The 21,841-nt window shown below is 61.7% G+C and carries 17 protein-coding genes; 7 read left to right on the forward strand and 10 right to left on the reverse strand.

What is annotated here, in order from left to right; translation table 11 throughout:
- Positions 1–28: 28 nt before the first annotated feature.
- On the reverse strand, positions 29–793 hold the full coding sequence (locus ACZ5WW_RS18795) for a lysophospholipid acyltransferase family protein (protein WP_377168808.1): 765 nt from the start codon (positions 791–793) through the stop codon (positions 29–31).
- A 61-nt stretch (positions 794–854) separates the two neighbouring features.
- Here ACZ5WW_RS18795 and ACZ5WW_RS18800 point away from each other — a divergent pair, with 61 nt between their 5' ends.
- Positions 855–1,295 carry a 3-hydroxyacyl-ACP dehydratase FabZ family protein gene (locus ACZ5WW_RS18800; protein WP_377168810.1) on the forward strand — a complete coding sequence of 147 codons (441 nt, stop codon included), beginning with the start codon at positions 855–857 and terminating at the stop codon, positions 1,293–1,295.
- On the opposite strand, the gene ACZ5WW_RS18805 is transcribed toward ACZ5WW_RS18800, so the two are convergent.
- From ACZ5WW_RS18805 to ACZ5WW_RS18825, 5 genes are read right to left on the reverse strand one after another with little or no spacing between them, the layout of a single operon-like run.
- Entirely contained in the window at positions 1,296–3,521 is a 2,226-nt protein-coding gene (locus ACZ5WW_RS18805; RefSeq protein ID WP_377168812.1) for a sensor histidine kinase, read from the reverse strand.
- A 7-nt stretch (positions 3,522–3,528) separates the two neighbouring features.
- On the reverse strand, positions 3,529–3,780 hold the full coding sequence (locus ACZ5WW_RS18810; RefSeq protein ID WP_377168814.1) for a hypothetical protein: 252 nt from the start codon (positions 3,778–3,780) through the stop codon (positions 3,529–3,531).
- 4 nt (positions 3,781–3,784) lie between these two features.
- The gene (locus tag ACZ5WW_RS18815) at positions 3,785–4,471 is read right to left on the reverse strand and encodes a response regulator transcription factor (RefSeq protein ID WP_377168816.1); all 687 of its coding nucleotides are present in this window, start codon (positions 4,469–4,471) and stop codon (positions 3,785–3,787) included.
- A gap of 16 nt (positions 4,472–4,487) precedes the next feature.
- Positions 4,488–5,651 carry a vWA domain-containing protein gene (locus ACZ5WW_RS18820; RefSeq protein WP_377168818.1) on the reverse strand — a complete coding sequence of 388 codons (1,164 nt, stop codon included), beginning with the start codon at positions 5,649–5,651 and terminating at the stop codon, positions 4,488–4,490.
- A 19-nt stretch (positions 5,652–5,670) separates the two neighbouring features.
- Positions 5,671–7,815 (reverse strand): VIT and vWA domain-containing protein, encoded by a 2,145-nt coding sequence (locus ACZ5WW_RS18825; protein WP_377168820.1) that lies wholly within the window; start codon positions 7,813–7,815, stop codon positions 5,671–5,673.
- Positions 7,816–7,955: 140 nt separating this feature from the next.
- On the opposite strand from ACZ5WW_RS18825, the gene secG reads away from it, so the two are divergent.
- The 3 genes from secG (at position 7,956) to ACZ5WW_RS18840 (ending at position 14,038) form a co-directional block, all read left to right on the forward strand.
- Positions 7,956–8,531 carry a preprotein translocase subunit SecG gene (secG, locus tag ACZ5WW_RS18830; RefSeq protein ID WP_377168822.1) on the forward strand — a complete coding sequence of 192 codons (576 nt, stop codon included), beginning with the start codon at positions 7,956–7,958 and terminating at the stop codon, positions 8,529–8,531.
- A gap of 152 nt (positions 8,532–8,683) precedes the next feature.
- A complete protein-coding gene (locus ACZ5WW_RS18835; protein WP_377168824.1) occupies positions 8,684–13,513 on the forward strand; it encodes a PVC-type heme-binding CxxCH protein in 4,830 nt (1,609 codons plus the stop codon).
- A gap of 84 nt (positions 13,514–13,597) precedes the next feature.
- Positions 13,598–14,038, forward strand: coding sequence for a hypothetical protein (locus ACZ5WW_RS18840; protein WP_377168826.1), 441 nt, complete (start codon positions 13,598–13,600; stop codon positions 14,036–14,038).
- A gap of 431 nt (positions 14,039–14,469) precedes the next feature.
- On the opposite strand, the gene ACZ5WW_RS18845 is transcribed toward ACZ5WW_RS18840, so the two are convergent.
- Both ACZ5WW_RS18845 and ACZ5WW_RS18850 read right to left on the reverse strand, forming a co-directional pair.
- Positions 14,470–15,573 (reverse strand): acyltransferase family protein, encoded by a 1,104-nt coding sequence (locus ACZ5WW_RS18845; protein ID WP_377168828.1) that lies wholly within the window; start codon positions 15,571–15,573, stop codon positions 14,470–14,472.
- Between the two features lie 100 nt (positions 15,574–15,673).
- Complete coding sequence (locus ACZ5WW_RS18850) at positions 15,674–16,552, reverse strand: FKBP-type peptidyl-prolyl cis-trans isomerase N-terminal domain-containing protein (protein WP_377168830.1); 879 nt, start codon at positions 16,550–16,552, stop codon at positions 15,674–15,676.
- Between the two features lie 126 nt (positions 16,553–16,678).
- Here ACZ5WW_RS18850 and ilvC point away from each other — a divergent pair, with 126 nt between their 5' ends.
- Positions 16,679–17,707: a ketol-acid reductoisomerase gene (ilvC, locus tag ACZ5WW_RS18855; RefSeq protein ID WP_377168832.1), complete on the forward strand. Its 1,029-nt coding sequence runs from the start codon at positions 16,679–16,681 to the stop codon at positions 17,705–17,707.
- Between the two features lie 336 nt (positions 17,708–18,043).
- Here ilvC and ACZ5WW_RS18860 read toward each other — a convergent pair whose 3' ends face one another.
- Together ACZ5WW_RS18860 and ACZ5WW_RS18865 are read right to left on the reverse strand one after the other, a co-directional pair.
- On the reverse strand, positions 18,044–19,669 hold the full coding sequence (locus tag ACZ5WW_RS18860) for a sodium:solute symporter (protein ID WP_377168835.1): 1,626 nt from the start codon (positions 19,667–19,669) through the stop codon (positions 18,044–18,046).
- Between the two features lie 91 nt (positions 19,670–19,760).
- A complete protein-coding gene (locus ACZ5WW_RS18865; protein WP_377168837.1) occupies positions 19,761–20,075 on the reverse strand; it encodes a hypothetical protein in 315 nt (104 codons plus the stop codon).
- A gap of 203 nt (positions 20,076–20,278) precedes the next feature.
- On the opposite strand from ACZ5WW_RS18865, the gene ACZ5WW_RS18870 reads away from it, so the two are divergent.
- Both ACZ5WW_RS18870 and ACZ5WW_RS18875 read left to right on the forward strand, forming a co-directional pair.
- Complete coding sequence (locus tag ACZ5WW_RS18870) at positions 20,279–21,187, forward strand: tetratricopeptide repeat protein (RefSeq protein WP_377168839.1); 909 nt, start codon at positions 20,279–20,281, stop codon at positions 21,185–21,187.
- 61 nt (positions 21,188–21,248) lie between these two features.
- A complete protein-coding gene (locus ACZ5WW_RS18875; RefSeq protein WP_377168841.1) occupies positions 21,249–21,827 on the forward strand; it encodes a class I SAM-dependent methyltransferase in 579 nt (192 codons plus the stop codon).
- Positions 21,828–21,841: the final 14 nt, after the last annotated feature.

The following is a 21,841-nucleotide window of genomic DNA, read 5'->3' on the forward strand; positions in this document are numbered from 1 at the left end:
TGAATAACGCGCCAGATCCGGCCTCCCATCAGGCTTTCGTCCCTTTGTCGAGCGCCGCCAGAAACACCTCGCGCAGCCGTCGGAGAAAGGCCGCCGCGCTTTCATCCGGCGGGCTGGCCAGCGGTTCTCCCAGCGTGATGCGCATGCGGATCTTCTTGTCTGGCAGGTGCCACAGTGGCCAGCCTTTGCAAAGGTAGTCGCTGTTGGTTTCGATGAAGACCGGCCACACCGGCGCGCTCGACTGCGTGGCGATGATGCCCAGGCCGCCCTGGAGGGTGTTGATGCACTCCTCATTTTTCCTTGTGCGCGTTCCTTCCGGGAAAAACAGCAGCCGGTCTCCCTGGCGCAGGGCCTCGATGGAATGCTGCAGCATCTTGTGCGCAGGCTTGTTTGGGATGAAGCCCGCCAGCTTGGCACCGCCGCGCAGAAAGGGGTTGTGCATCAGGGTGTCCTTCAGGATGCAGCGCAGACCGTGGATTTTGGAAAGGATGAACACGGCGTCCCACAGCGCCGGGTGGTTCGGCGCGATGATCAGCCCGCCTTTCACGCCCCGCAGCGCCTCAAAGCCGATGTATTCGCACTCATAAACTCCGCATATCCAGAGAAAGGCGAGAAACATCCGGAAGGCCGCGCTCAGCAGCCACTGCCCCATGGCGCGGGATTTTTCCACCGGCAGCACTGGCACCAGCAAGGCTCCTGCCAGCACAAAGAGCAGGCCGCCCACCACCCAGAACACCATGCTCGTCAGCAGCACGGCGGCATGCCATGCCTGGATCAGCACACGGCAAATCATCGGCGCCGGTGCGCATCTTGGAGTTTGCTCTGGTGGGGAATCGTGAATAAGAGACTTCAGCATGACATCTTCAGCTGAGCTTGTTCAAGCGCTTTCCTCCCTGCCGCATGGTTCTGAATTCCGTTTTATCGACGAAATGGTTGAATTGACTCCTGGTGTGTCCGCCAGGGCGGTGTGGAGGCTCAAAGGGGGGGAGGAGTTTCTGAGGGGGCATTTTCCAGGGGCGCCGCTCATGCCGGGCGTGCTCATGATCGAGGCGCTGGCGCAGCTGGGCGGCATCCTCATACAGACCCGCCCGGGCGAGCCGCCGCTCAAAAATCTCCGCCTCACCGCCGTGCGGCAGATCAAAATTCTCGGCAGCATCACTCCCGGCCAGTCGCTTCACCTCAGCGGCTCGCTGCAGGGCGTGCTCGACACCTTGGGCCAGATCAGCGGTGAAATCCGGGATGATGCGGGAAACGTCATCCTCACCGGGGCGGTCACTCTCGCCGGAGAGCGCTGATCACTTCGGCAGGCGCAGCATGAAGCAGGCCCCGTCCTTGTGCGTGGCATCCAGGGTGATCGCCCCGCCCAGCGCCGCAGCCAGCCGCCGGCACAGCGCCAGGCCCAGCCCGACTCCTGGAGCCGAGTGCGCCGCCTGATCAGCACTTTTGTGAAAGGGGTGGAAAATCCGCCGCCGCTCGCTGCGGGAGATGCCCCCGCCGTGGTCGCGCACGCGCAGCATGGCAAACTTGCCGCCCGTGTCCGCCTCCACATGGATCACCGGCTCTGAGGAGCGCGGGGCGGCGTATTTGCAGGCGTTGTCCACCAGGTTGAACAGGATCTGCTCCACCGCCGCCGCGTCCACATGCAGCTCTGTTTTGCGGTCGGTTTCCGTCGCCTGCACACACACGGTCATGCCGCAGGCATCCGCACGCTGCTGCAGCCGTGGCAAAATGCGGTCCAGAAGTTCGCCGATCCTAATTTTCTCGGCCCTCGCCTTGGCGCTGCCGCGCTCCAGCCGGGCGTAGGAGAGCACGTTTTCGACCAGATGGCTCAGCCGGCTCGCCTCCCCGGTCAAGGTGTCGAGGTAGGTCTTGCGCTGCGCTTCATCGGTCACCATGCCATCCGCCAGCATTTCAGAATACAGGCGGAAGGTGGTCAGCGGCGTGCGCAGCTCGTGCGTCACGGCAGAGACGAAGTCGGCGCGTCGCTCGCTCAACGCCACCGTGCCAAACAGCACCAGCCCCACCGCCGCGGCGGCCAGCAGGCCGCAGGCGAGCGCGATCCCCAGTGATCTTCGCAGCGGCGTCCAGAATGGCAGCGGCGGTAGCTGGATGCTCCCCGGCACCAGCCGCACTGGCAGCGCGGCAAAGCGCAGCGGGTCGTCATCCGGGCGCGTGCCAGCGGTGGCGTTTGCCGCTGGCTCCAGCTTCGCATCGGGAAACAGATCGGTGATCTCTCGCAGCAGGGAGTCGCGCAGCGCGGGCCAGTCCAGCCACACGCCCTGCACCATGCGCACACCGTCCACGAAGGCCTCCCGGGTCAGCATGAGGTTGCTGCCGATCCACACACCTTGAAAAGGCCGCGAGCTGTTCACGGCGGAGGCGTTTTTGGGTGGCGGCTGAACAGCAACTGGAGCGGCTGGAGCCGCGGAGGACTCATTCCCCAAGGCTCGGGCCGCACCATCCGCTTTCGGCTCCAAAGGCATAGGCGCGGGAGCTGCCGCAGGGGCCAGATCTTGTGGCTGTCTTTGGGACGACATTTGCTTTTCATCCACAGCCTTTGCCGCAGCCCCTGTGGATGCTACGAGGCTGGACCCCTCGCTTTTGTCTGCCGGTTTCGCTGATTCTTTTTTCAAAGCCTTTGCCGGTGCTGGCTTGGGCTCGGCCCCACTTTCCTTGGAGTAGGCCAGCGCGTTGGATCCTTCCTTCAGCTTGATTTGCGGCTGCTGTTTGATCGCCTCCTCGGCCTGCAGGCTGACGGCCCGATTGCGCGAGTAGTTTTCCGTGCTGTTCAGCATCAACTGCTGGGACGCCACCTGGCCCTGCTGCGTATTCCAGGCCGGGTTGCGTGGAAGTTTGGCATCATTGGCTTCAGCCGCCTTGGAGTCATCAATGTCAAAGCGGGCCACGCAGGCCATCTCGGCAAGCAGCTGACGATTGAGGGCGGTTGCCGCCGCAGGAGCCATTGGTGCAGCACGTCCGTTGTTCCGGACCGAGGACTCGCGTTGTTGCGGCAGTGTGATCATCTGCACCGGCTTGGCGAGGAGTTCACGCAATCCACTCAAACGTTGTTCACTGCGAGTCAGGTCATCTGCATTGATGAACTGCGCCAGCGCCAGGGTGCGCTCGTTGTTTTGCGGCACCTGCGGGGACAAAACCTGGCCGCGCGTGTCCATCTGGAAATACAGCAGCACATGCTCCGGCACCTCGGCGAGCAGCGGGGATGGTACCAGCACCTCTCCCTTCGCCACATTGTCGTACGCTTTGTTGATCAGACCTTCCGGCGAATGAAACGGACGGAAATCATAGGGCGGCCGCGCATTTTCGCGGATCATGAGCGCACTCGCTTGGAAATCGAGCCGCCACAGCGCCAGCCGTACGCGTTCCTGCTGGTCGGCCTCCCTCGCCGCCGTTTCCCGCTCGCGCTCCAGAGCCAGCGTGTGCCAGCTCACCCACGCCATCGCCGCGAGCAGCAGCCCGAGGCAGGCGATGAAGGTGATCCAGATGTGGAGCGGTTTGCGCATGATTTTTTCAAGATGCGGAATTCATCATGGCCCAGACAAACCATGTGGCCAGGGAGAGCACAGAGCATGCAGTGACAATTCCCCCAAGGGGACAACAGGAGCTCATGCCCAGAACGAAAGCAATGAACTGGCTGAACAGCCACGGTCCAAACCAATCCAATAAAAAGAAGATCCATCCCCCAACCATGCTTCCGATGGCCGCTGCTGAGAAGATCCTCAGAGTGGTGGAACTGCCGTAGAAGTTGGAGTTCAAGTTCATGGGTTCAGGCAAGTTGATAACCTTTGCCTCGTATCGTGACGATCACACGCGGCGCTTCTGCATCATCTCGCAGTTTGTGGCGCAAATTTGCGATGTGCATGTCCACGGTGCGTGTTTCCGTCTGCTGGTTCTCGATGTGCCAGACACGCTGCAGAAGCTCCTCCCGTGAAACCGGCCTGCCGCGATTCAGCGCCAGGTAGCGCAGCACATCACGCTCGCGTTCGGACAGTTCGGCGCTCTCGCCATTCTCAAAACGGGCCACGCTCTGCCCGAAATCGATCGTCGCTGCGGTGAGCGTGAGCGTTTCACTCACAGGCTGGCGTTCGGGTGCACGGCGCAGCACCGCCTCCACACGGGCCAGCAGTTCGCGCACGCTGAACGGCTTCACCACGTAGTCATCCGCACCCAGCCGCAGGCCGCGAACGCGGTCATTCTCCTCGCCGCGGGCGGAGAGGATGATCACCGGTGTGCCGGGTCGTTCTCGGCGCAGGGCTTTCAGGATGTCAAAGCCGCTCGCATGCGGCAGCACCAGGTCCAGCAGCATGAGGTCGAAGGTCGAACTCAGGGCCAGCTTCATGCCCTTCTCACCATCGGTTGCCTCCAGGGTCGTATGACCGGCGAACTTGAGCGCATCCAGGACGCCGCGACGGATCGCGGCGTCGTCTTCAACAACAAGAATGGTGGACGGCATGGCGAAGTTTAAAGGTTCATTTCTCCCACGCGATGCCTTTTTTCTCCGCCTGGGACCGCAGAGCCTTGGTCATGGCGGTGTCAAGGGTGTCGGTTTTGGCGGACTCTTTGCGTTTCGTGGCCACGTAGTTCTCACGTTCCTTGTTCAGTGCCAGCACCTGCTTTTGGATTCCCTCACGTTCCGCCATTTTCTTTTCCAGGTAGGTTTTGCGCTCTTCGACGCTCATCTTCTTCATCTCTTCCGGCAGGTCGGCCTCCTTGATCTTCGTGATGTCGAAGTCCTTCTGCTTGCAGGCATCCACGAGATCCCAGCCGGTGTTGCAGTAGTTGGCGCTGGCCTTGCTGATGATGCGCTGGACCTGGGCGCCGGATTCAGCCTTGGCGGCGGCGTTGCTGTCCTGGGCGAGTTGCCGGGCCTTGGCCATCGGAGCTTCCTTTCCATAATTGATGTAGGTGCTGTTCAACTGTTCGTTGAGTTTCACAATCTCCTTGTCCTGCGGCGCCTCGATGTGAACGATGGCCTGGTTCTGGTCAATCACGAGGTATTTGCCGTCTGCGAGCAGCGCGCCCTGGTTCCAATGCTCGGCGATGCCCTGGGACTCGCTGCCGCAATGGATCGTGTTCACGATGATGCCCTTCGCGATGGCGTTCTGACAGCTTTTTTTGGAATCGATGGGCCCCTGGGTGAAAGGCTCGTTGCCGGCGATGAAGATCGCCTTGTACACTTTCGGATTCGCATCCCAGGCGAGGTCTTTCGTCGCCCGCTCAATCACCGCACCGCAGTACTCGTCGCCTCCGTTTGTCGTCAGGGCGAAGAGTTCTTCGGATACTTTGTCCAGATCTCGGGTGAGCGGTTGGATCTGGCGAATCCAGTTCTCTTCCGCCCGCAGCGAAGATTTGCCATATTCATACAGCGCCACCTGCACGACGGGAGTTTTGCCGTCCTGCTTCGCGGTGATGAATTCATTCACCAGCTTCCAAAGCTGGGTTTTCGCCTGCTCGATGAGGCCGCTCATGCTGCTGCTGGTGTCCAGCAGCACGGCAATCTGCACCACCGGTGTGTCTGCGGCAGCTGTTTCGACTTTTACGATCTCCGCCACGGGTGCGGGCGGCTGGGCGTCCTTGGCGATGGCGAGGCACACGGTCAAAGCCGTGGCGATGAGGATGGATGGCGTTTTCATGGGTGTGTTTGTGGGAATTTCAGCGGATGAGGACGAGCTGGCCGCGATGCTGCAGCAGCAGCTCGCCACGCAGGGCCAGCAGGCTCTGGCGGTTGTCGGCGGCGAGCTCATCGACAAGGCGGCCAAACTCAGTGCTGCCGATTTCGACGGTGCGGTCAGGGGCGCGTTCGGCCTTGGCGGCGCTGGCATCGGTCCAGCGGTTGCCTTTGTTAAAGAGGGCTCCGGCCTGGCATTGCTGCACGCTGGTGATCTCGATGGCCTGCATCTTGGCATCGAGAAAGCGATTGCGGACATTGAGCTGCTTGGATTCAGCGGCCTTCTTCAAATTGCCTTCCTGAGAGACGGAGCCCACACCACTGCGCATCTTCATCGCCCTGTCGCTATAGTTGTCGGCAGCCCTGCTGGCATTGGCGGGCGCGGCGGCGAGGGAGGTGCCTTCTTCCGCCAGGAAGGCGGTGTATTCGGTGAGAATGCCGAACTGCGTCGAAAGGCGCACGATTTCATTCACCAGTTCCGTCGTTCCGCCCGTGGCACCATCGGCGCCGAGGTCACGGATCGCCTCGCTGAGCACGGCGATCTTGTTGCTGGCCCACAGCCGGGCCACAAAGGCGTTGGCAGTGCTGGCCTTGTCGAGATTGAAGGTGAAATCGAATTTTCGTTCTCCCCCTGCGGCAGCGCCCGTGAGCTGGAAATGCAGCGGTGCCTCGCCACGGTAGGTGCCGGACAGGAGAATCTGCTCTCCCTCAAACACATCAGGCAGGGGGGAGGGGATGAGATCGCTCACCCGGCTCGGATCATCCACCCGCATGGTCGGCTTTGTGAGCAGCGGGCCGCGCAGGCGATCAAACACCCGGCTCACTTTGACCTCCACATCTTCCTTGGGCAGCACAAACTCCGCGCTGCCCCGGGTTTCACGGGCGATGCGGGAAAGCAGCGGTGTGTTCACATCCACCCCGACGCCAAAGGTAAACACACGGCGCTGGTGCGGATTCCCCCTGGCCACGGCCTCACGGATCGCCTTTTCCGAGGTCTGGCCGATGGTGGGCAGGCCGTCGGTCAGGAAGAGGACAATGGGCAGCATGCCTTCGAGCGGCTTTTGACGCAGCGCATCGACCACGGAGTCATGGATGTTCGTGCCGCCGCTCACCCGCAGCGCGCTGATGTAGTCGCGGGCCTGTCTGGTGGTTTCGGCGTTTTTGATCACCGGCTGCGCGGCAAACATCTCAACGGCCTCATTATAAACGATGAGGTTGAAGCCCTCGCCGTCGTTCAGGCCTTCGATCACCTGCAAGGCGGCGGCTTTGACCTGATCGAGCTTGGGGCCGGCCATGCTGCCGCTGCGGTCGATGACAAGGGTGACCTCCCGCAGGATGGGCTTCGCATCTGTTTTGGGCTTTGGCGGGGCGATCATCACCAGGAAATAGCCGCCGCCGATCTTGGGATCTGGATAGGCCAGCAGCGAGGCGGTCATTTCATCCTTGGTTTCACGCAGCAGCGACACCCGGAAAGCCCCCGGGTCCTTGGTCTCGCAAGAGAGGGTGGCGGTGTTGCCATCGGGCTGTTTGGCCGAGATCTCGTGGCTTGCAGAATAGAGCGAGGCGATGCGTGACGTGGATTTGACGCGCATGGAGAGCTTCCACGGCACCGCATATTCCACCGCCTCTGAGCGCGGCAGGACATAATCGAGTCTCGCGCCATCGGCTTCGAGAAGCTGCTCATAGGTCACACGGACTTTCTGTGTGCCATTGGCCGGGACGGGGAACACGCTCGATTTCACCACCGCGTTGCCCACGAACTCCAGCAGCGCAGGATCGCGTGTCTGTGCCACGATGGAGTCGTAGATGCGTCGTGCTTCCTCCCGAGGCAGCAGTTTGGCCGTGCCCTCGGAGCCGCCGCCCTCAAAGGTGAAGGCCTTCAGTACCGCTCCGGTGGGGACGGGGACGAGCAGTTCGGACTCCTGCGGGCGGCCCGTCGGGTTGTGCAGGGCGATGTCCAGGGTGGTCGTGGCGTGCTGGTCCGCGAGGTCGATGCGGGCCTCGACCTGGGTGACCTGAACCGGCTGGGCGAGAATCACCCTGGCACTGGGGGAGATCCATGCCGGAACGCCGGAAGTCTGCGCGAGCAGCGGGGAGGCGAGAAAAAGGGCGCACAGGGTCGTTTTCATGCCCCCAGGGTGGTTCAGGCGGCGTGCGGCGTCTGTAAACGCCCTGTAAAGGGGGGGGCGAACGGGCCCGGCCTCGGCTGTGCAAACTGGAACTCCCCCTTGCCAAGCGGGGAAGTCCCCCCATATTCGCGCCCCCTCTTATGGACATCTTCATTGGAATTCTCACTGTAGTGGAAGTCATCGTCTGCCTTCTGCTCATCCTCGTCGTGCTTATGCAGCGCCCCCGTCAGGAAGGCCTTGGCGCCTCCTTTGGAGACGCCGCCGCCAGCCAAGTCTGGGGTGCGCAGACCACGAATGTGCTGCAGAAGTTCACGGTCTATCTGGCCATCACGCTTTTTGCCATCACCATCCTCCTGGCGGTGCTCGTGAGCCGCCACCAGACCGGGACCAAGGCCCCATCCCTTTTTGGCGATGCCAAGCCTGAGGCTCCTGCTGCTGCAGCCGCTCCTACCGCTGAAGAGCAGGCGAAGGCCAAGCTTTTGGGGAAAATCCAGGAGGCTGTGAAGAAGGATGCGGAAAAGCCAGCTGAGCCTGCCAAGGCTGGTGAAGCTCCGAAGGCCGAAGCCAAGAAGGACGCTCCTGCGAAGACCGAGCCTGCCAAGGCTCCCGAAGCCCCCAAGGCTGCTGCTCCTGCAGCAGCACCGGCACCGGCACCGGCTCCGGCACCGGCTCCGGCAGCAGCGCCAGCTCCGGCTCCCGCAGCACAGCCGAAGTAAGCGACGGTTTGCATTGAATTTCCCACCAAGGGCACGACTCGCGTCGTGCCCTTTGTTTTTTCAGGCGGGGAATGCATGTGCATTTCTGATAGTGTGCCGTGCGAAAACGGGCTTCACATCGTGCGTTGGTTCTGGCTACCATCGGCCCAACCATGAAACGTTTCCTTTTCCTTCTCGCGCTTGCCACGTCCTGCGTCATCCAGCACACGTCCTTTGCGGCGGAGCCGCTGCGGGTGTTTATCCGGTCGGGGCCGAAGTCCCACGGGCCGGGGGCGCATGATCATCCTGCCTTTCTGCGGGATTGGGTGCCGCTCTTGAATGAGCGGGGGGCGAAAGCGACAGGAGGCGATGCCTTTCCCACCAAGGAGCAGCTGGATGCAACGGATGTACTGATTCTGCATCTGGACAGCGGTGGTGACATCAAGATCGGGCAGGAGCGGAAGGATCTGATGGAGTTCCTGCAGCGCGGGGGCGGCATTGTGACGATCCACGCGGCATCGGTTTCCAAGGACCATGACTGGTTCAAGGGGATCATCGGCGGGTCGTGGCACCATGGGCAGACGAAATGGCGGGAGGGGCCGATGCATTTGTACTTCACGGATCATGAGAATCCGATCACGAAAGATGTGTCGAATTTCGCAATGGATGATGAAATTTACTACGACATGGATGTATTGCCGGAGTGCCGGATTCTGGCCGGGGCCTATACCCCCAAGCCGTCCGGGGCGCGGAACGAAAAGGCCGCGAAGCGGGCCACGGAGATCACGAAGGGGGGCAAGGAGGTCAGCATCTATGACATCCAGCCGCAGGTCTGGACCTATGAGAAGGACAACTACCGGTCGTTTGTCAGCATCCCGGGCCATTATTATGCGAACTTCAGCCGGCCGAATTTCCGGGCGCTGCTGCTGAGGGGGATCGCGTGGGCGGGGAAGCGGGAGAATGTGGACGAACTGTGCAAGCCGGAGGAGCTGGGGGACAATCTGCGCTACGTGGAAGGCGGACCGACACGGCCGGAGAAGGCGGCGGAGAAGCTGGAGGTGCATCCGGAGTTTGACATCTCGCTGGTGGCTGCGGAGCCGCTGATCAACAAGGTGATGAATGTGGACTGGGACGAGAAGGGGCGGCTGTGGGTGTGCGAGACGCCGGAGTACCCGAACGGGCGGCGTGAGCTAAATGTGGAGAAGTGGAAGGACAGCGGCTCGTGGACGAAGAAGTATGACCGTGACCCGATCGACCGGATTTCAATTTTGTCTGACACGAATGGCGACGGCGTGATGGACAAGAAGCATGTGTTTGCGGACAAGCTGGAACTCGTCACGAGCTTCTGCTTCTACAAGAAGGGCGTTATTGCGTGTGCAGCGCCGGACATCTGGTATCTGGAAGACACGGACGGGGATGAAGTGGTGGACAAGCGGACGAAGCTTTACACGGGCTTGGGTACTGGGGACACGCATGCGGTGATCAACAACCTGCGCTGGGGGCTGGATGGATGGGTGTATGCCACGCATGGATACAGCTCCGGGCATGTGACCTCGCCGGACGGGAAGCAGGATTTTGGCACGGACGGCAGCGGGGTGGTGAGGTTCAAGCCGGACGGCAGCGCGTTTGAGCAGTATGCCTCACGCGGTGGGAATACGTGGGGACTGGACATCACGACGGACGGGCAGGTGTTTTTTACGCAGCCGACGAGCGGGAATCACTTCCTCCATGTGGTGCTGCCTGAGTATGTGCTGGCGAAGGGCAAGCTGCCCGGCGTGATGGGCACAAATGGCATGCTGCCGAAGGAGCCGACATATCCGCTGATGTCGTGGCCGGAGCAGGCGTATGTGCAGATCGACCAGGTGGGGAGCTACACGGCTGCGGCAGGCTGTGCGATCTATGAAGGCGGCGCCTGGCCAAAGAAGTGGAACTACAGTTACTTCACCACCGAGCCGACGCTGAACATTGTGAGCCACTTCTTTGTTGAGAAGGATGGGGTGACCTACAAGGCGCATCGTGAGGCGGGGCGTGAGAAGACTGAGTTCATTCGCAGCAAGGATTTGTGGTTCCGGCCGATTGAAAACCGAGTGGGGCCGGATGGCGCGCTGTATGTGGTGGATTTCTACAATCAGGCGGTGATTCACAACGACACGCGCGGCCCCGTCCACGGCCCGGCCAATGCGGCGGTGCGGCCTGACCGTGACCATTACTTTGGGCGCATCTGGAAGGTGCAGCACAAGCAGGCGACGAAGGCGGTGAAGCAGGGCAAGAACCCCAACGCCAGGATGGGCAGCGACGCGCTCAAAGCCTATGAGACCGCTGAAAAGGCGGTGAAAACTGATGCGGGACGCCAGCAGGTGCTGAAGGATTATGAGGCTGCCAAAGAGGACTGGAGCCGCTCGGCGTTGATCGCCGCCTGTGCTGATGAAGCTCAGCCAATGATTGAAGCTGCGCTGGTGCATGGAGCACCGGAAGCTTTCGTGGCGGCATTGCTTCCGCCGGCGCTGCCGACAGGAGCTGACAAACTGATCAGCGCCTGTGCCAATGCCGATGCCAAAGCGGACGGGCTTAAAGCCGTGATCCTGCAAGGCATCGCGCAGATGATGAGCGGCGGGCCTGCGCTCACGCCCGAGCTGACGGGCTCGCTGAAGAAGCTGCTGGAACAGCCAAGGCTGGCGGCGGCGGTGCTGCCACTGGTGGTGAAGTGGGACAAGGCGGGGGCGCTGGCGGCCGAGGTGAAGGCGCAGATTGCGAGTCTGACGGCGAAGCTGGAGGACAAGGGAGCAGCCATCGCGGAGCGCATCACGGCTGCGAAGTCGCTGATCGGAATCGGCGGCGATGCGAGTGTGCAGGTGGTGGGCGTGCTGTCCCGAGCAGACTCTCCCAATGCGCTGCAGGCTGCGATCATCACGGCCATGGATGAAAAGGGCAGTGTCACGGATCTGGTGGCGAACCTGAACGGGCTGAAGCCTGAGCTGCGCACGCAAGCCTTTGATGCGATTTTGAAGAGGCCCGAGGCTGCGCTGGCGCTGCTGAATGCGATTCAGGACGGGAAGATTGACCCGAAGGAGATTGGGCCGGGGAACATTGCGCGGCTGCGGACGCATCCAAACAAGGATGTGGCAAAGCGGGCGAATGCGATGATCGACAAGCTGAGCCCGAACGCGAAGGCGAAGAACGAGCTGATCGCGCAGCTGACACCGGAGGTGGAGAAGCCGGGGGATGCGGTGAAGGGCAAGGCGATGTTTACGGCCGCGTGTGCTGTGTGCCACAAGCTGGGAGATGTGGGGCTGCGCGATGTGGGGCCGCAGCTCACGGGCATGGGGGCGCATGGACCGGCGGAGCTGCTGGTGCACATTGTGGATCCGAACCGTGAGGTGGATCCGAGCTTCTGGGCCTGGAACATCACCACGAAGAAAGGAGAAACACTGGCGGGTGTGATCATCACGGAAAACCAGGCGAGCCTGACGCTGCGGAATCAGGGCGGTGATTTTGAGATCAAGAAGGCGGACATCGCCACGCGGGAAAACACGCGGCGGAGCCTGATGCCGGAAGGGCTGGAAGGACTGGGGGCGGAGAACATCCGGGACATCCTGGCCTTCATCTGCGGCGGGGAGCAGAAGTTCCGGGTGGTGGACCTGCGCACGGCTTACAATGCGGACAGCCGTGCCGGCATTTTCGCGAAGGAAGATGCGAAGGACCAGACGGTGACGCTGCACAAGTTTGGCAACGTGACGGTGCATGGGGTGCCGTTTTTCGTGATGGACCCGGAGAAGTCGCAGACAGGGGCGAGCCTGATCGCTCTCAAAGGTGGTGGCAAGGGAACTGCGGCTGACAACTTCCCCGAGAAGGTGGAGATCGCGACGAACACCACGGCCGCGAGCCTGCATTTCCTGGGCGGTGTGGCTGGCTGGGGCTGGCCGTTTGGCGGGGACAAGGCGCGCGGACAGCCGGCGATGACGGTGCATGTTGATTATGCCGACGGCGACAAGGAGAGCATCGTGCTGAAAAATGGGGAGCATTTCGCCGATTACATCGGCAAGGCAGAGGTGCCGCTGAGTGAAGATGCGGGTGACTTCACACGGCGCGGACAGCTGCGTTATTTTGCGATCAATCTGAAGAAGAAGGGGGCGCTGAAGAAGATCACGCTGGAGACGAGCGGGAGCATCGTGACGCCCTGCACGGTGGCGATCACCGCGAGCGCTGAGCCTGCGAATGTAGAGGCAGCGGCGAAGCCCAAAGCCACTGCGCAAGCGGGTGGTGCGGCAGAGGCGGGGCCGAAGGAAGGTGGCAAAGGGGACGGACCGCTGGTGGCTGCGACGCCGGTGCAGTGGGAGGCCGGTAAGACAAAGGTGCTGGTCATTGGCGGCGGGTCATCGCACAACTTCGCGAAGTTCTTTGGCGAGACGGACGTGGCGACGCTGAAGAGCGCCGGGTTTACCGTGCACTACACCGAGGACCGAGACCAGGCGGCCGCGGAGCTGGCGAATGCGGATGTGGCGGTGATCAGCGTGAACCGGAAGTTTTTCGACACGGCGGCGTATCGCAAAGCGCTGTTTGATTTTGCGGCGGCGGGCAAGGGGATCATCATGCTGCATCCTGGCACGTGGTATGGCTTTGGCGGATGGCCGGAGCTGAATGCGCAGATCGTGGGCGGTGGTGCGAGGGGGCATGACAAGATCCATCCTTTCGATGTGAAGGCGGTGAAGGCCGAGCACGCGATCCTGGCGGGAGTACCTGCGAGCTTCACGGTGGAGGACGAGCTGTATTATGTGAATGCGGAGCCGGACAAGATCCCGGCAGGGACGGCGAAGATCACCGTGCTGGCGGAGACGAGCCCGAGCGACAAGTACAAGGCGGCGCATCCGAGCGTGTGGATCACGGAGCATCCGAAGGCGAAGATTGTGGGGATCGCGCTGGGGCATGATGCGCGGGTGCATGACCTGAAGCCGTATCAGCAGATTTTGAGCAATGCGGTGAAGTGGGCGAGCGGGAAAAATTGATCCGCCATGTCACTTTGGAGGCGATTTTGCAAAATGCTCGCCTGGGCGGGGTATGCCTGCTCGATGGCGGTTTGCCTATCAGCCGTGTTCAGACCCGACCATGGCATTTGGGTCGGTTTTTATGCGCTGCATCTCATTGTGTTCATCCCATTTTTCGCGGCTGGCCGAGCCTTGTGTGAGATTAACGGAAGTAGCGTGGTCTGGCTTCAGGACTGGCAGAGGCTGCGAGTGCTGCTTCCCACCAGCCTGAAGCGATTGTTCACAGGAACCGCTTTGTTTGCCGTCATCGTTGTCGGTCGTGTCGTCTACCAAGACCTCATTTTGAAATTCCATGAGCCGGGCTTCCAAGGCCCGAAAAGCATGCCCTTGGAATGGAAGACTTGGATCACACCGGTCTCGCCGCGTGAGTTTGTGTCCTACGGTGCTGCATGGGCAGTGTTCTTCATGACCTCAGCCTGCCTTTTGACCATGCGCGAAAACTGGCGTGGTCCAGAAAGCCTGCGCAGACCTCCTGACGGGCTTTGACTGCCAATCGAAGCTGCACTGGCTTTTGACTGTTTTTTGAAAAGCCTGCCATATTGCCCGGCGAGCGGGAAGTGAGGGGCGCGATGGGCCGAATAGAGGTTTGTATCACCGCTACGCGGTTCAACCGGATTTTTTCCAGGGATTGGCTGGCGTGGTTCCGAGGGTTGGCTCCCACGGTTACCGTTATACCAGCGCTACGCGCTTCCCAGCCTGGTTTGCCGGGGCGTTGTTGGGGCAGCATCACTCCTGCGATTCATGGAACTGCTTGTTCCGTGTTTTGGTGAATTGGCCGGGGTGCGAGGGGCATGGGTGTTTGCGGCGCGCTCATGGACGGGCGGGCTGTCGCCACACCCATCCTACGGTGGCAGATGCTGCGCTCGGAATCTGTTTTTGAGAGCGCTGATCTATATACAAGGAGTGTCTGTCGTACTTCAGACCTTCAGGAAGATCTTCCTTTGATGCAGCCAGCGGGCGGTGGCGAGCATGATGAGGAAGGTCATGGCGGAGGGGATCCAGTCGTAAGGGGGCGGGGGAGTGGTGACGAGGCGCTCGCTGATGGTGCGGAAGAAGCCGAAGCCGGAGGCGAGGTAGAGGGCGATGGGATTGGAGCCGACCCAGAGAAAGGGGGCGAGGCCACGACTAAAGCCGAGGACATCGACGATGAAGTAGAAGGTGCCGAGGAGGATGGCGCTCCAGCCGGCGGCGACGAGGACGAAGCTGGAGGACCAGATTTTTTTGATGACGGGAAAGAAGGGGTGCCAGGACCAGCCGAGGGCGAGCAGGAGCGCGCCTGCGGCGATGAGGCCGACGGCCTTGCGGTAAGGGGCGGTGTCTGAGGTGAGCCATTTGCCAGTGAGCAAGCCGAGGAGGGCGGTGGCGATGGCGGGGAGGGTGCTGAGGATGCCTTCGGGATCGTGGTCGCCGTCGTATTTGCGGCCGGGGAGCCAGATGCTGTCGAGGTGGTTGGTGAGGTTCATGCCTTCGGCAAAGTTTCCTGCGCCGATATCGGGGACGGGAATGAAGCGCAGGAGGAGGAAGTAGCCGATGAGCAAGGTGGCGGCGGCCAGGGTGAGGCCGCGGGTCTTCAGAAACAGCGAGAGCAAACCGGCGGCGGCAGAGGCGATGCCGATGCGCTGGAGGACGCCGAGCCAGCGGATTTGATCCCAGCCGTTTTTCACGCCGCCGGAGAAAATGACGCCGAGGACCACGAGAATGGCGGCGCGTGCGAGCAGGTGGCGGATGGCCGCGCCACGGCCATCGCGCGCGAGACGGCGTGGCAGTGCGATGGAGAGGGAGACGCCGGCGAGAAAGAGGAAGAGGGGGAAGATGAGGTCGTAGAAGCGGAAGCCGTCCCACTTGACGTGGGTGAACTGGGTGGCCAGTTCAGCCACAGCCTGGTGTTGTGGAAAGGCGCGGTTCAACACCTGAGTGGCGACTGTTGAGAGCCCGAGAATCCAGCACATGTCGAAACCGCGCAGGGCATCCAGGGAGAGGAGACGTGCGGGGGTGGGGGGAGGGGTGGTGGATGCGGACATGGGTGTGAAAGGATGGCCAGAAAGGCTGGCAACAAACGGCACGAAAAAGGGCGATCCTGCGAGGATCGCCCTTCAAAGGTGATGATGAGATGGTGGCCGGTTACTTCACGATGCCGAGGAGCTCGACTTCGAAGATGAGGGGGACGCCGGGGCCGATTTCACCGCTGGGGCTGCCGCTTTCGCCATAGGCGAGGTCGGAAGGGATGAAGAGGCGCCATTTGGAGCCGACGGGCATGAGCTGGAGGGCTTCGGTCCAGCCTTTGATGACCTGCTGAAGGCCGAAGGAGGCAGGCATGCCGCGCTCGACGGAGCTGTCAAAGACGGTGCCGTTGACGAGGGTGCCGTGGTAGTGAACGCTGACGGTGTCTGTGATGGCGGGCTTGGGGCCGGTGCCTTCCTTCATGACTTCATACTGGAGGCCGCTCTTGGTGGTGGTGACGCCCTTGCGCTTGGTGTTTTCTGCGAGGAATTTGACGCCTTCCTCCTTGGCAGCTTCCATTTTTTTCTTCACGGCGGCCTGCTCGGCACGCTGTTCGGGGGTCATGTTGGCCTCAGCCTTGGCCTTCATGAAGATTTCAAAGGAGGCCATGGCGGCGGTCAGCTCTTCCTCGGTGTAGGCGGGTTTGTCAGAACCTGGCTGCACGGTGTGGGTGATGCCGGCGATGAGCTTTTCGACGTCGATCGGGATGCCTTCGCTGGCGAACTGCTGGCCGAGGCCGGTGCCCATGGAGTAGCTGGAGCTCTTCTTGGAGGTGAGGGCGTCTTTGACGCCTTCGGCGAATTCCTTGAGGTCGATCTTCTCCTGCTGACGCAAGATGGAGGCCCCGACATTTTTACCGATGAAGTAGCTGACTTTGTCCATGGGGAGTGCGGAGGAGGAGGGGGATTCGGCCTGCTGCTGTGCGGGCTTGACTTCCTGGGCTTGAACGAGGGATGCCGCAGCAAGTGCGGTGCAGAGCAGGGCGATGGTGGGTTTCATATTGGAGGGCCGGAGACTACCCAGTGGCCGGGGGTGGTCAACGACAGCCTTGGCGGACCGGGAAAAAGCCGTTTGACCCCGCCCCCCCGATGAAGCACTGTCGCCGCCCCTCTAACCAGAACCTATATGCCCGCGAAAATCTACACTGAAAAAGACGCCAGCCTTGCACCGCTCAAAGGCAAGACCTGCGCTGTGATCGGCTTTGGCTCCCAAGGCCACGCCCATGCCCTGAACCTCAAAGAGAGCGGCGTGAACGTGATCATCGGCCTCTACCCTGGCAGCAAGAGCCGCAAGGTGGCCGAAGAAAAGGGCCTGAAGGTCTATGACACTGCCGAAGCTGTGAAGAAGGCCGACGTGATCTTTGTCGCCGTTCCAGACACCAAAATCCCCGACGTCTTCAACAAGGACATCAAGCCAAACCTGGTGAAGGGCAAGACGCTGCTGTTCAGCCACGGCTTCGCCATCCACTTCAAGACGATCACCGTCCCTGCTGACGTGAACGTGATCATGGTGGCTCCGAAGGGCCCAGGCCACATCGTGCGCCGCCAGTACACCGAAGGCAAGGGCGTGCCAGCCCTGATCGCCATCTACCAGAACGCCGACAAGCAGGCGAAGAAGATCGCGCTGGCCTGGGCGCACGGCATCGGCGGCACCCGCGGCGGCGTGCTGGAAACGACCTTCAAGGAAGAAACCGAAACCGACCTCTTCGGCGAACAGACCGTTCTTTGCGGCGGTACCAGCGCGCTGGTGCAGGCTGGCTTTGAAGTGCTGGTGGAAGCCGGCTACTCCCCTGAGATGGCCTACTTCGAGTGCTTGCACGAGCTGAAGCTGATCGTGGACCTCATGAATGAGTCCGGCATCGCGGGCATGCGCTTCTCCATCTCCGAAACCGCCAAGTGGGGCGACGTGAAGGTGGGTCCGAAGATCATCGACAAGTCCGTGAAGAAGCGCATGAAGGAAGCGCTGAAGGACATCCAGACCGGCAAGTTTGCCAAGGAGTGGGTGCGCGAGACGAAGACGGGTTACAAGAAGTTCAACAAGCTGCTGAAGGATGGCGAGAAGCACCCGATCGAGAAGACCGGCGCACGCCTCCGCAGCCTGATGCCGTGGATCAAGAAGCGCGACATCAAGGGCCAGCAGGCCAGCTACTCGTAAGAGTGGTGAAGATGGTCGAGGCGGTGAAGCCGGCGAGACCGTCCGATAAAATCAAGAAGAGCGCGGATCGGAAACGGTCCGCGCTTTTTTTTGGGCGGGGCGCCGGGGCTGCGGAGCGCTTGATTGATTGCACCGCAGAGATTGGAAAAACGCAGAGGTCTGTGCGTGTGGAGTGCCGAGGTGACTCGGAGCTGCTGGATCGAGGAGGGGTTGCGGAACGGGCTGAAGCCCGAACTATGAACGGGGATGGCAGAAGTCGCAGGCGGGTTGGGCGAGCGGAGGGCTGGGAGTTTGCGGGGCGGCTGGATCGAGGACGAACTTGAAGAGCAAGGTGACTTAGTTAGCGCGGTCCTCCTGGGACTGAGTGGGAGAGGGGAAGAGGATGGCGATGGAGAAGGTGACGACGGTGCCGAACATGATGCGCCAGGGGAACTCGATGACGGGGACCCAGTCGGCGTGCTTCCAAGTGCTCTTTGGGTTGAAGAGTTTTAGCACATCGATGTCGAGGCCGCTGAGGTAGGCGACGGCGATGAAGCCGGCGAGCATGGCGAGGGTGTTGCCGAAGTCGCTGCCGCGTGAGCGGGTGAAGAGGCCGACCATGAAGACGCCGAGCAGGGAGCCGTAGGTGTAGCCGAAGATGCCGAGGATGATGGGGAGGATGCGCAGGGTGGGATTGTGCGTGGTGACCCAGGCGGTGCCGAGGGCGACGGAGATGAGCAGCGCGGCAAAGAGTACGGTGCCGAAGCGGAGGACGCGAACGCGGCCGGCATCGGTGGCGGGCTCGCCAAACCAGCGGAAGTGGAAGTCGCGCACGTAGCTGGTGGCGAGGGCATTCAAGGCGGTGCTGAGGGAGCCCATGGCGGTGGCGAGCACGCCTGCGAGCACGAGGCCGCGAATGCCGCCGGGCATGACGGTGAGGATGAAGTGGGGGAAGACTTTGTTGGCAGAGACGATACCGGATTCACTGCGAGGCAGGGTGGTGTCCGGGTGCTGCTGGTAGTACACCCAGAGGAGGATGCCGATGGCGAGGACAACGAGGGTGATGGGCACGTCTGCGAGGCCGGAGAGGATGGTGGCCATGGCGCTCTGCTTTTTGTTCTTGGCGGTGAGCATGCGCTGAACCATGTCCTGGTCGGTGCCATGGGTGGCGAGGGTGACGAAGGTGGAGCCGAGGAAGGCGGCCCAGACGGTGTATTCCTGCTCGAGGATGCCTTTGATGTTTTCCCAGAGGCCGACGCCCGGCTTGATGCCCCAGTCCCAGACGAGGAGGTCTTTTTCGCCCGTGAGCAGTTTGGTGGCGCCAGCCCAGCCGCCGGGGATGTGGCCGAGGAGGTAGATGAGGGAGAAGCTGAGGGCGCAGATGAGGACGATGATCTGGATGACGTCTGTCCAGATGACGGCGCGGATGCCGCCGATGGAGGTGTAGAGCGCGGTGGCGAGGGTGACGAAGATCAGCGCGCCGCCGGTGAGGAGAAACTCCTTGGTGGGTGAGAGTGTCTCGCCGGGGTACTGCAGGTGCCACACGAGCACGAGGAGCATGCTGGGCACCCAGAGGCGTGTGCCGCTGGCGAGGGTGCGTGTGACGAGGAAGACCGCGGAGGTGAGCCTGCGTGTGCGCGGCCCGAAGCGCTGGCCGAGGAACTCATAGATGCTGACGACATTGTGCCGGTAGTAGGCGGGAATGAACACGGCACTGACCACCACGCGTGCCAGCAGGTAGCCGACGATGAGCTGGATGTAGGTGAAATTTTTCAGCGCGTAGCCTTCGCCGGGCGCGCCGAAGAAGGTGCCTGCGCTGATCTCGGCCGCGAGGATGGAGGCGAGCACGGCCCACCATGCGATCTGGCGGTCTCCGAGGGTGAAGCCCTCGACGCTGCCGCTTTTGCTGCGCTGCGAGAGGCCGATGCCGATGATCAGGGCGAAGTAACCGAGGATGACGATGGCATCGAGAAGGTAGGGCATGGCGTGTGTGGCGCGAAGTGTCGCTGCAAAGCACCACACACGTCAAGAGAACAGCCGGGGCAGCGGAAACTAACCCTGGAGAGAAGGGGGGCTATTTGGAGACGACGTTGGTCTCAAGCTTTGGCAGGGCGCGTACGATGACGCGTTCCTGGACGGAAGTGCCGCGAGGCGAGACGATGGTGATTTCCTCATACACTTTGCCGATGTCCTTGTTGGTCAGAGGATGATGGATGAGCCTGCGTGTGGCGACGGTGGTGTCGCCGAGAGCTTTGACCGTGACGTTTCCTGTGGGGGTGGGGCTGGCCACACGTGCTGTCTCAATGGGGCGCGTGGTGCACTGGGAAAGAAGGAGTGCCGTGGAAAGACAGAGGGAGGTGAGGCAGAGGGTACGGAGGTGGTTTTTCATGGTGGGTTGGTCGTCTTTTGGCCAGCAAGCTGACAGAGCCGGTATTGGATGTGGTGAGCGGTGAGATGTTCAAAGTTTGGAAACTTCGCATTGAGCAAACTCAAATGTGAGAGTGTGGGCCGGCCGGATTTTAGTCTTGATTCGCTGTGCCCCATCCTCATCATCCCGCAAAGCTCATGCAAAAGATGCGCCTAACCCTGGTGATGTCAGCTGCCAGCCTGCTGCCGTGGGCAGGAGCGAGCGGCCAGACCGAGAAGGAGGGCATGACGCGTGAGAAGCAACGGCTGGTGGCGCTGCAGCAGCATTACCAAAGTGCTGCGGCGATGTCTGCCCAAGGGAGGCTGGCGGAGGCCGAGATGGAGCTGAGGGAGATCGTCTCGACCTGCCATGAGGTGTTTGGGAAAAACCATCCTGACACGCTGGTCAGCCGGAGTGATCTGGCAGCGACGCTGGCTGCGGAGGGGAAGTATGCGGAGGCTGAAAAGGAAAACCGCGCGGTGCTGGGCATCCGTGAAAAAGTGCTGGGCAAGGAGCACCCGGACACACTCGTCAGCCGTAACAACCTGGCGGCGACCCTGCAGGAGCAGGGAAGGCAGGCGGAGGCGGTGCGCGAATACCGAGCGGTGCTGGCCGTGCGGCAGCGTGTGCTGGGACCGGAGCACTCCGACACGCTGGACACACGCAACAACCTGGCCACCGCGCTCAATGAACAGGGCAGGCATGCGGAGGCTGAAAAGGAACACCGGGCCGTGCTGGCGCTGAGGGAAAAGCTGCTGGGTGTGAAACACCCGAAGACGCTGGCCAGCCGCAACAACCTTGCGGCGGTGCTGCAGGAGCAGGAGCGCTATGCGGAGGCCGAGCGTGAGCACCGCACGGTGCTGGCGCTGCGGGAAAAGGTGCTGGGTGCGGGGCATCCAGATGTTTTCATGAGCTGCTTTAACCTGGCGCTGTGCCTGGAGGCGCAGGCGAAGAACCGGGAGGCGCTGGGGCTGATGGAGCGTGCGCGTGAGGGGTTCAAGAAGAGCCTGGGGCAGGCACACCCGTACACGAAATCTGCGGAGGAGTGCCGGGTTCGCATCGCGGAGGAGATGAGAAAACAAAAGGATTCGTGATAGTTCATTCTGCCGCAAAAAACCTCGCGTGATGGATTGTACTCGTTAACATCCGCGCCGAATGTCAGCCGTCAGCTTTGTCAAAGAATTGCGTCATAACTGGAAAACCATCGGAGCGGTGGCGCCTTCCAGCGTGGCGCTGGCGGAACGGATGATGGAGGCAGCGGGCGTGTGGAAGGCCAGGCGCATTTTGGAACTCGGCCCTGGGACGGGTGCGTTTACCGGAGCCATCGCGGACTCGATGCCGCATGACGCGGAGTATCTGGGCATCGAGCTGATCGAGTCGTTTGTGCAGCAGCTGAAGCCGCGCTTTCCTACGATGAGGTTTGAGTGCGCGGGGGCGCAGGAGTTTGATTTTACGCAGGTGCTGCCACCGGGGGAGAAGTTTGACACGATCGTGAGCGGGCTGCCGTGGACGGCGTTTCCGCGCGGGCTGCAGGAGGCGATTCTGAACAATGTACTGCCGCACCTGGCGCCGGGCGGGTGCTTTGCCACGTTTGCGTACTGGGGCTTTCACAAGCTGCCGGGCGGGCGGCAGTTCCGGGCGCTGCTGCATGAGATGACGCACGGGGTGGAGACGAGCCGTGTCGTCTGGGGGAATGTGCCACCGGCGTTTGTGTATCTGGCGCGGAAGGGGTGAGGGCGAGGGCGAGG

Source organism: Prosthecobacter fluviatilis, from assembly GCF_055388355.1.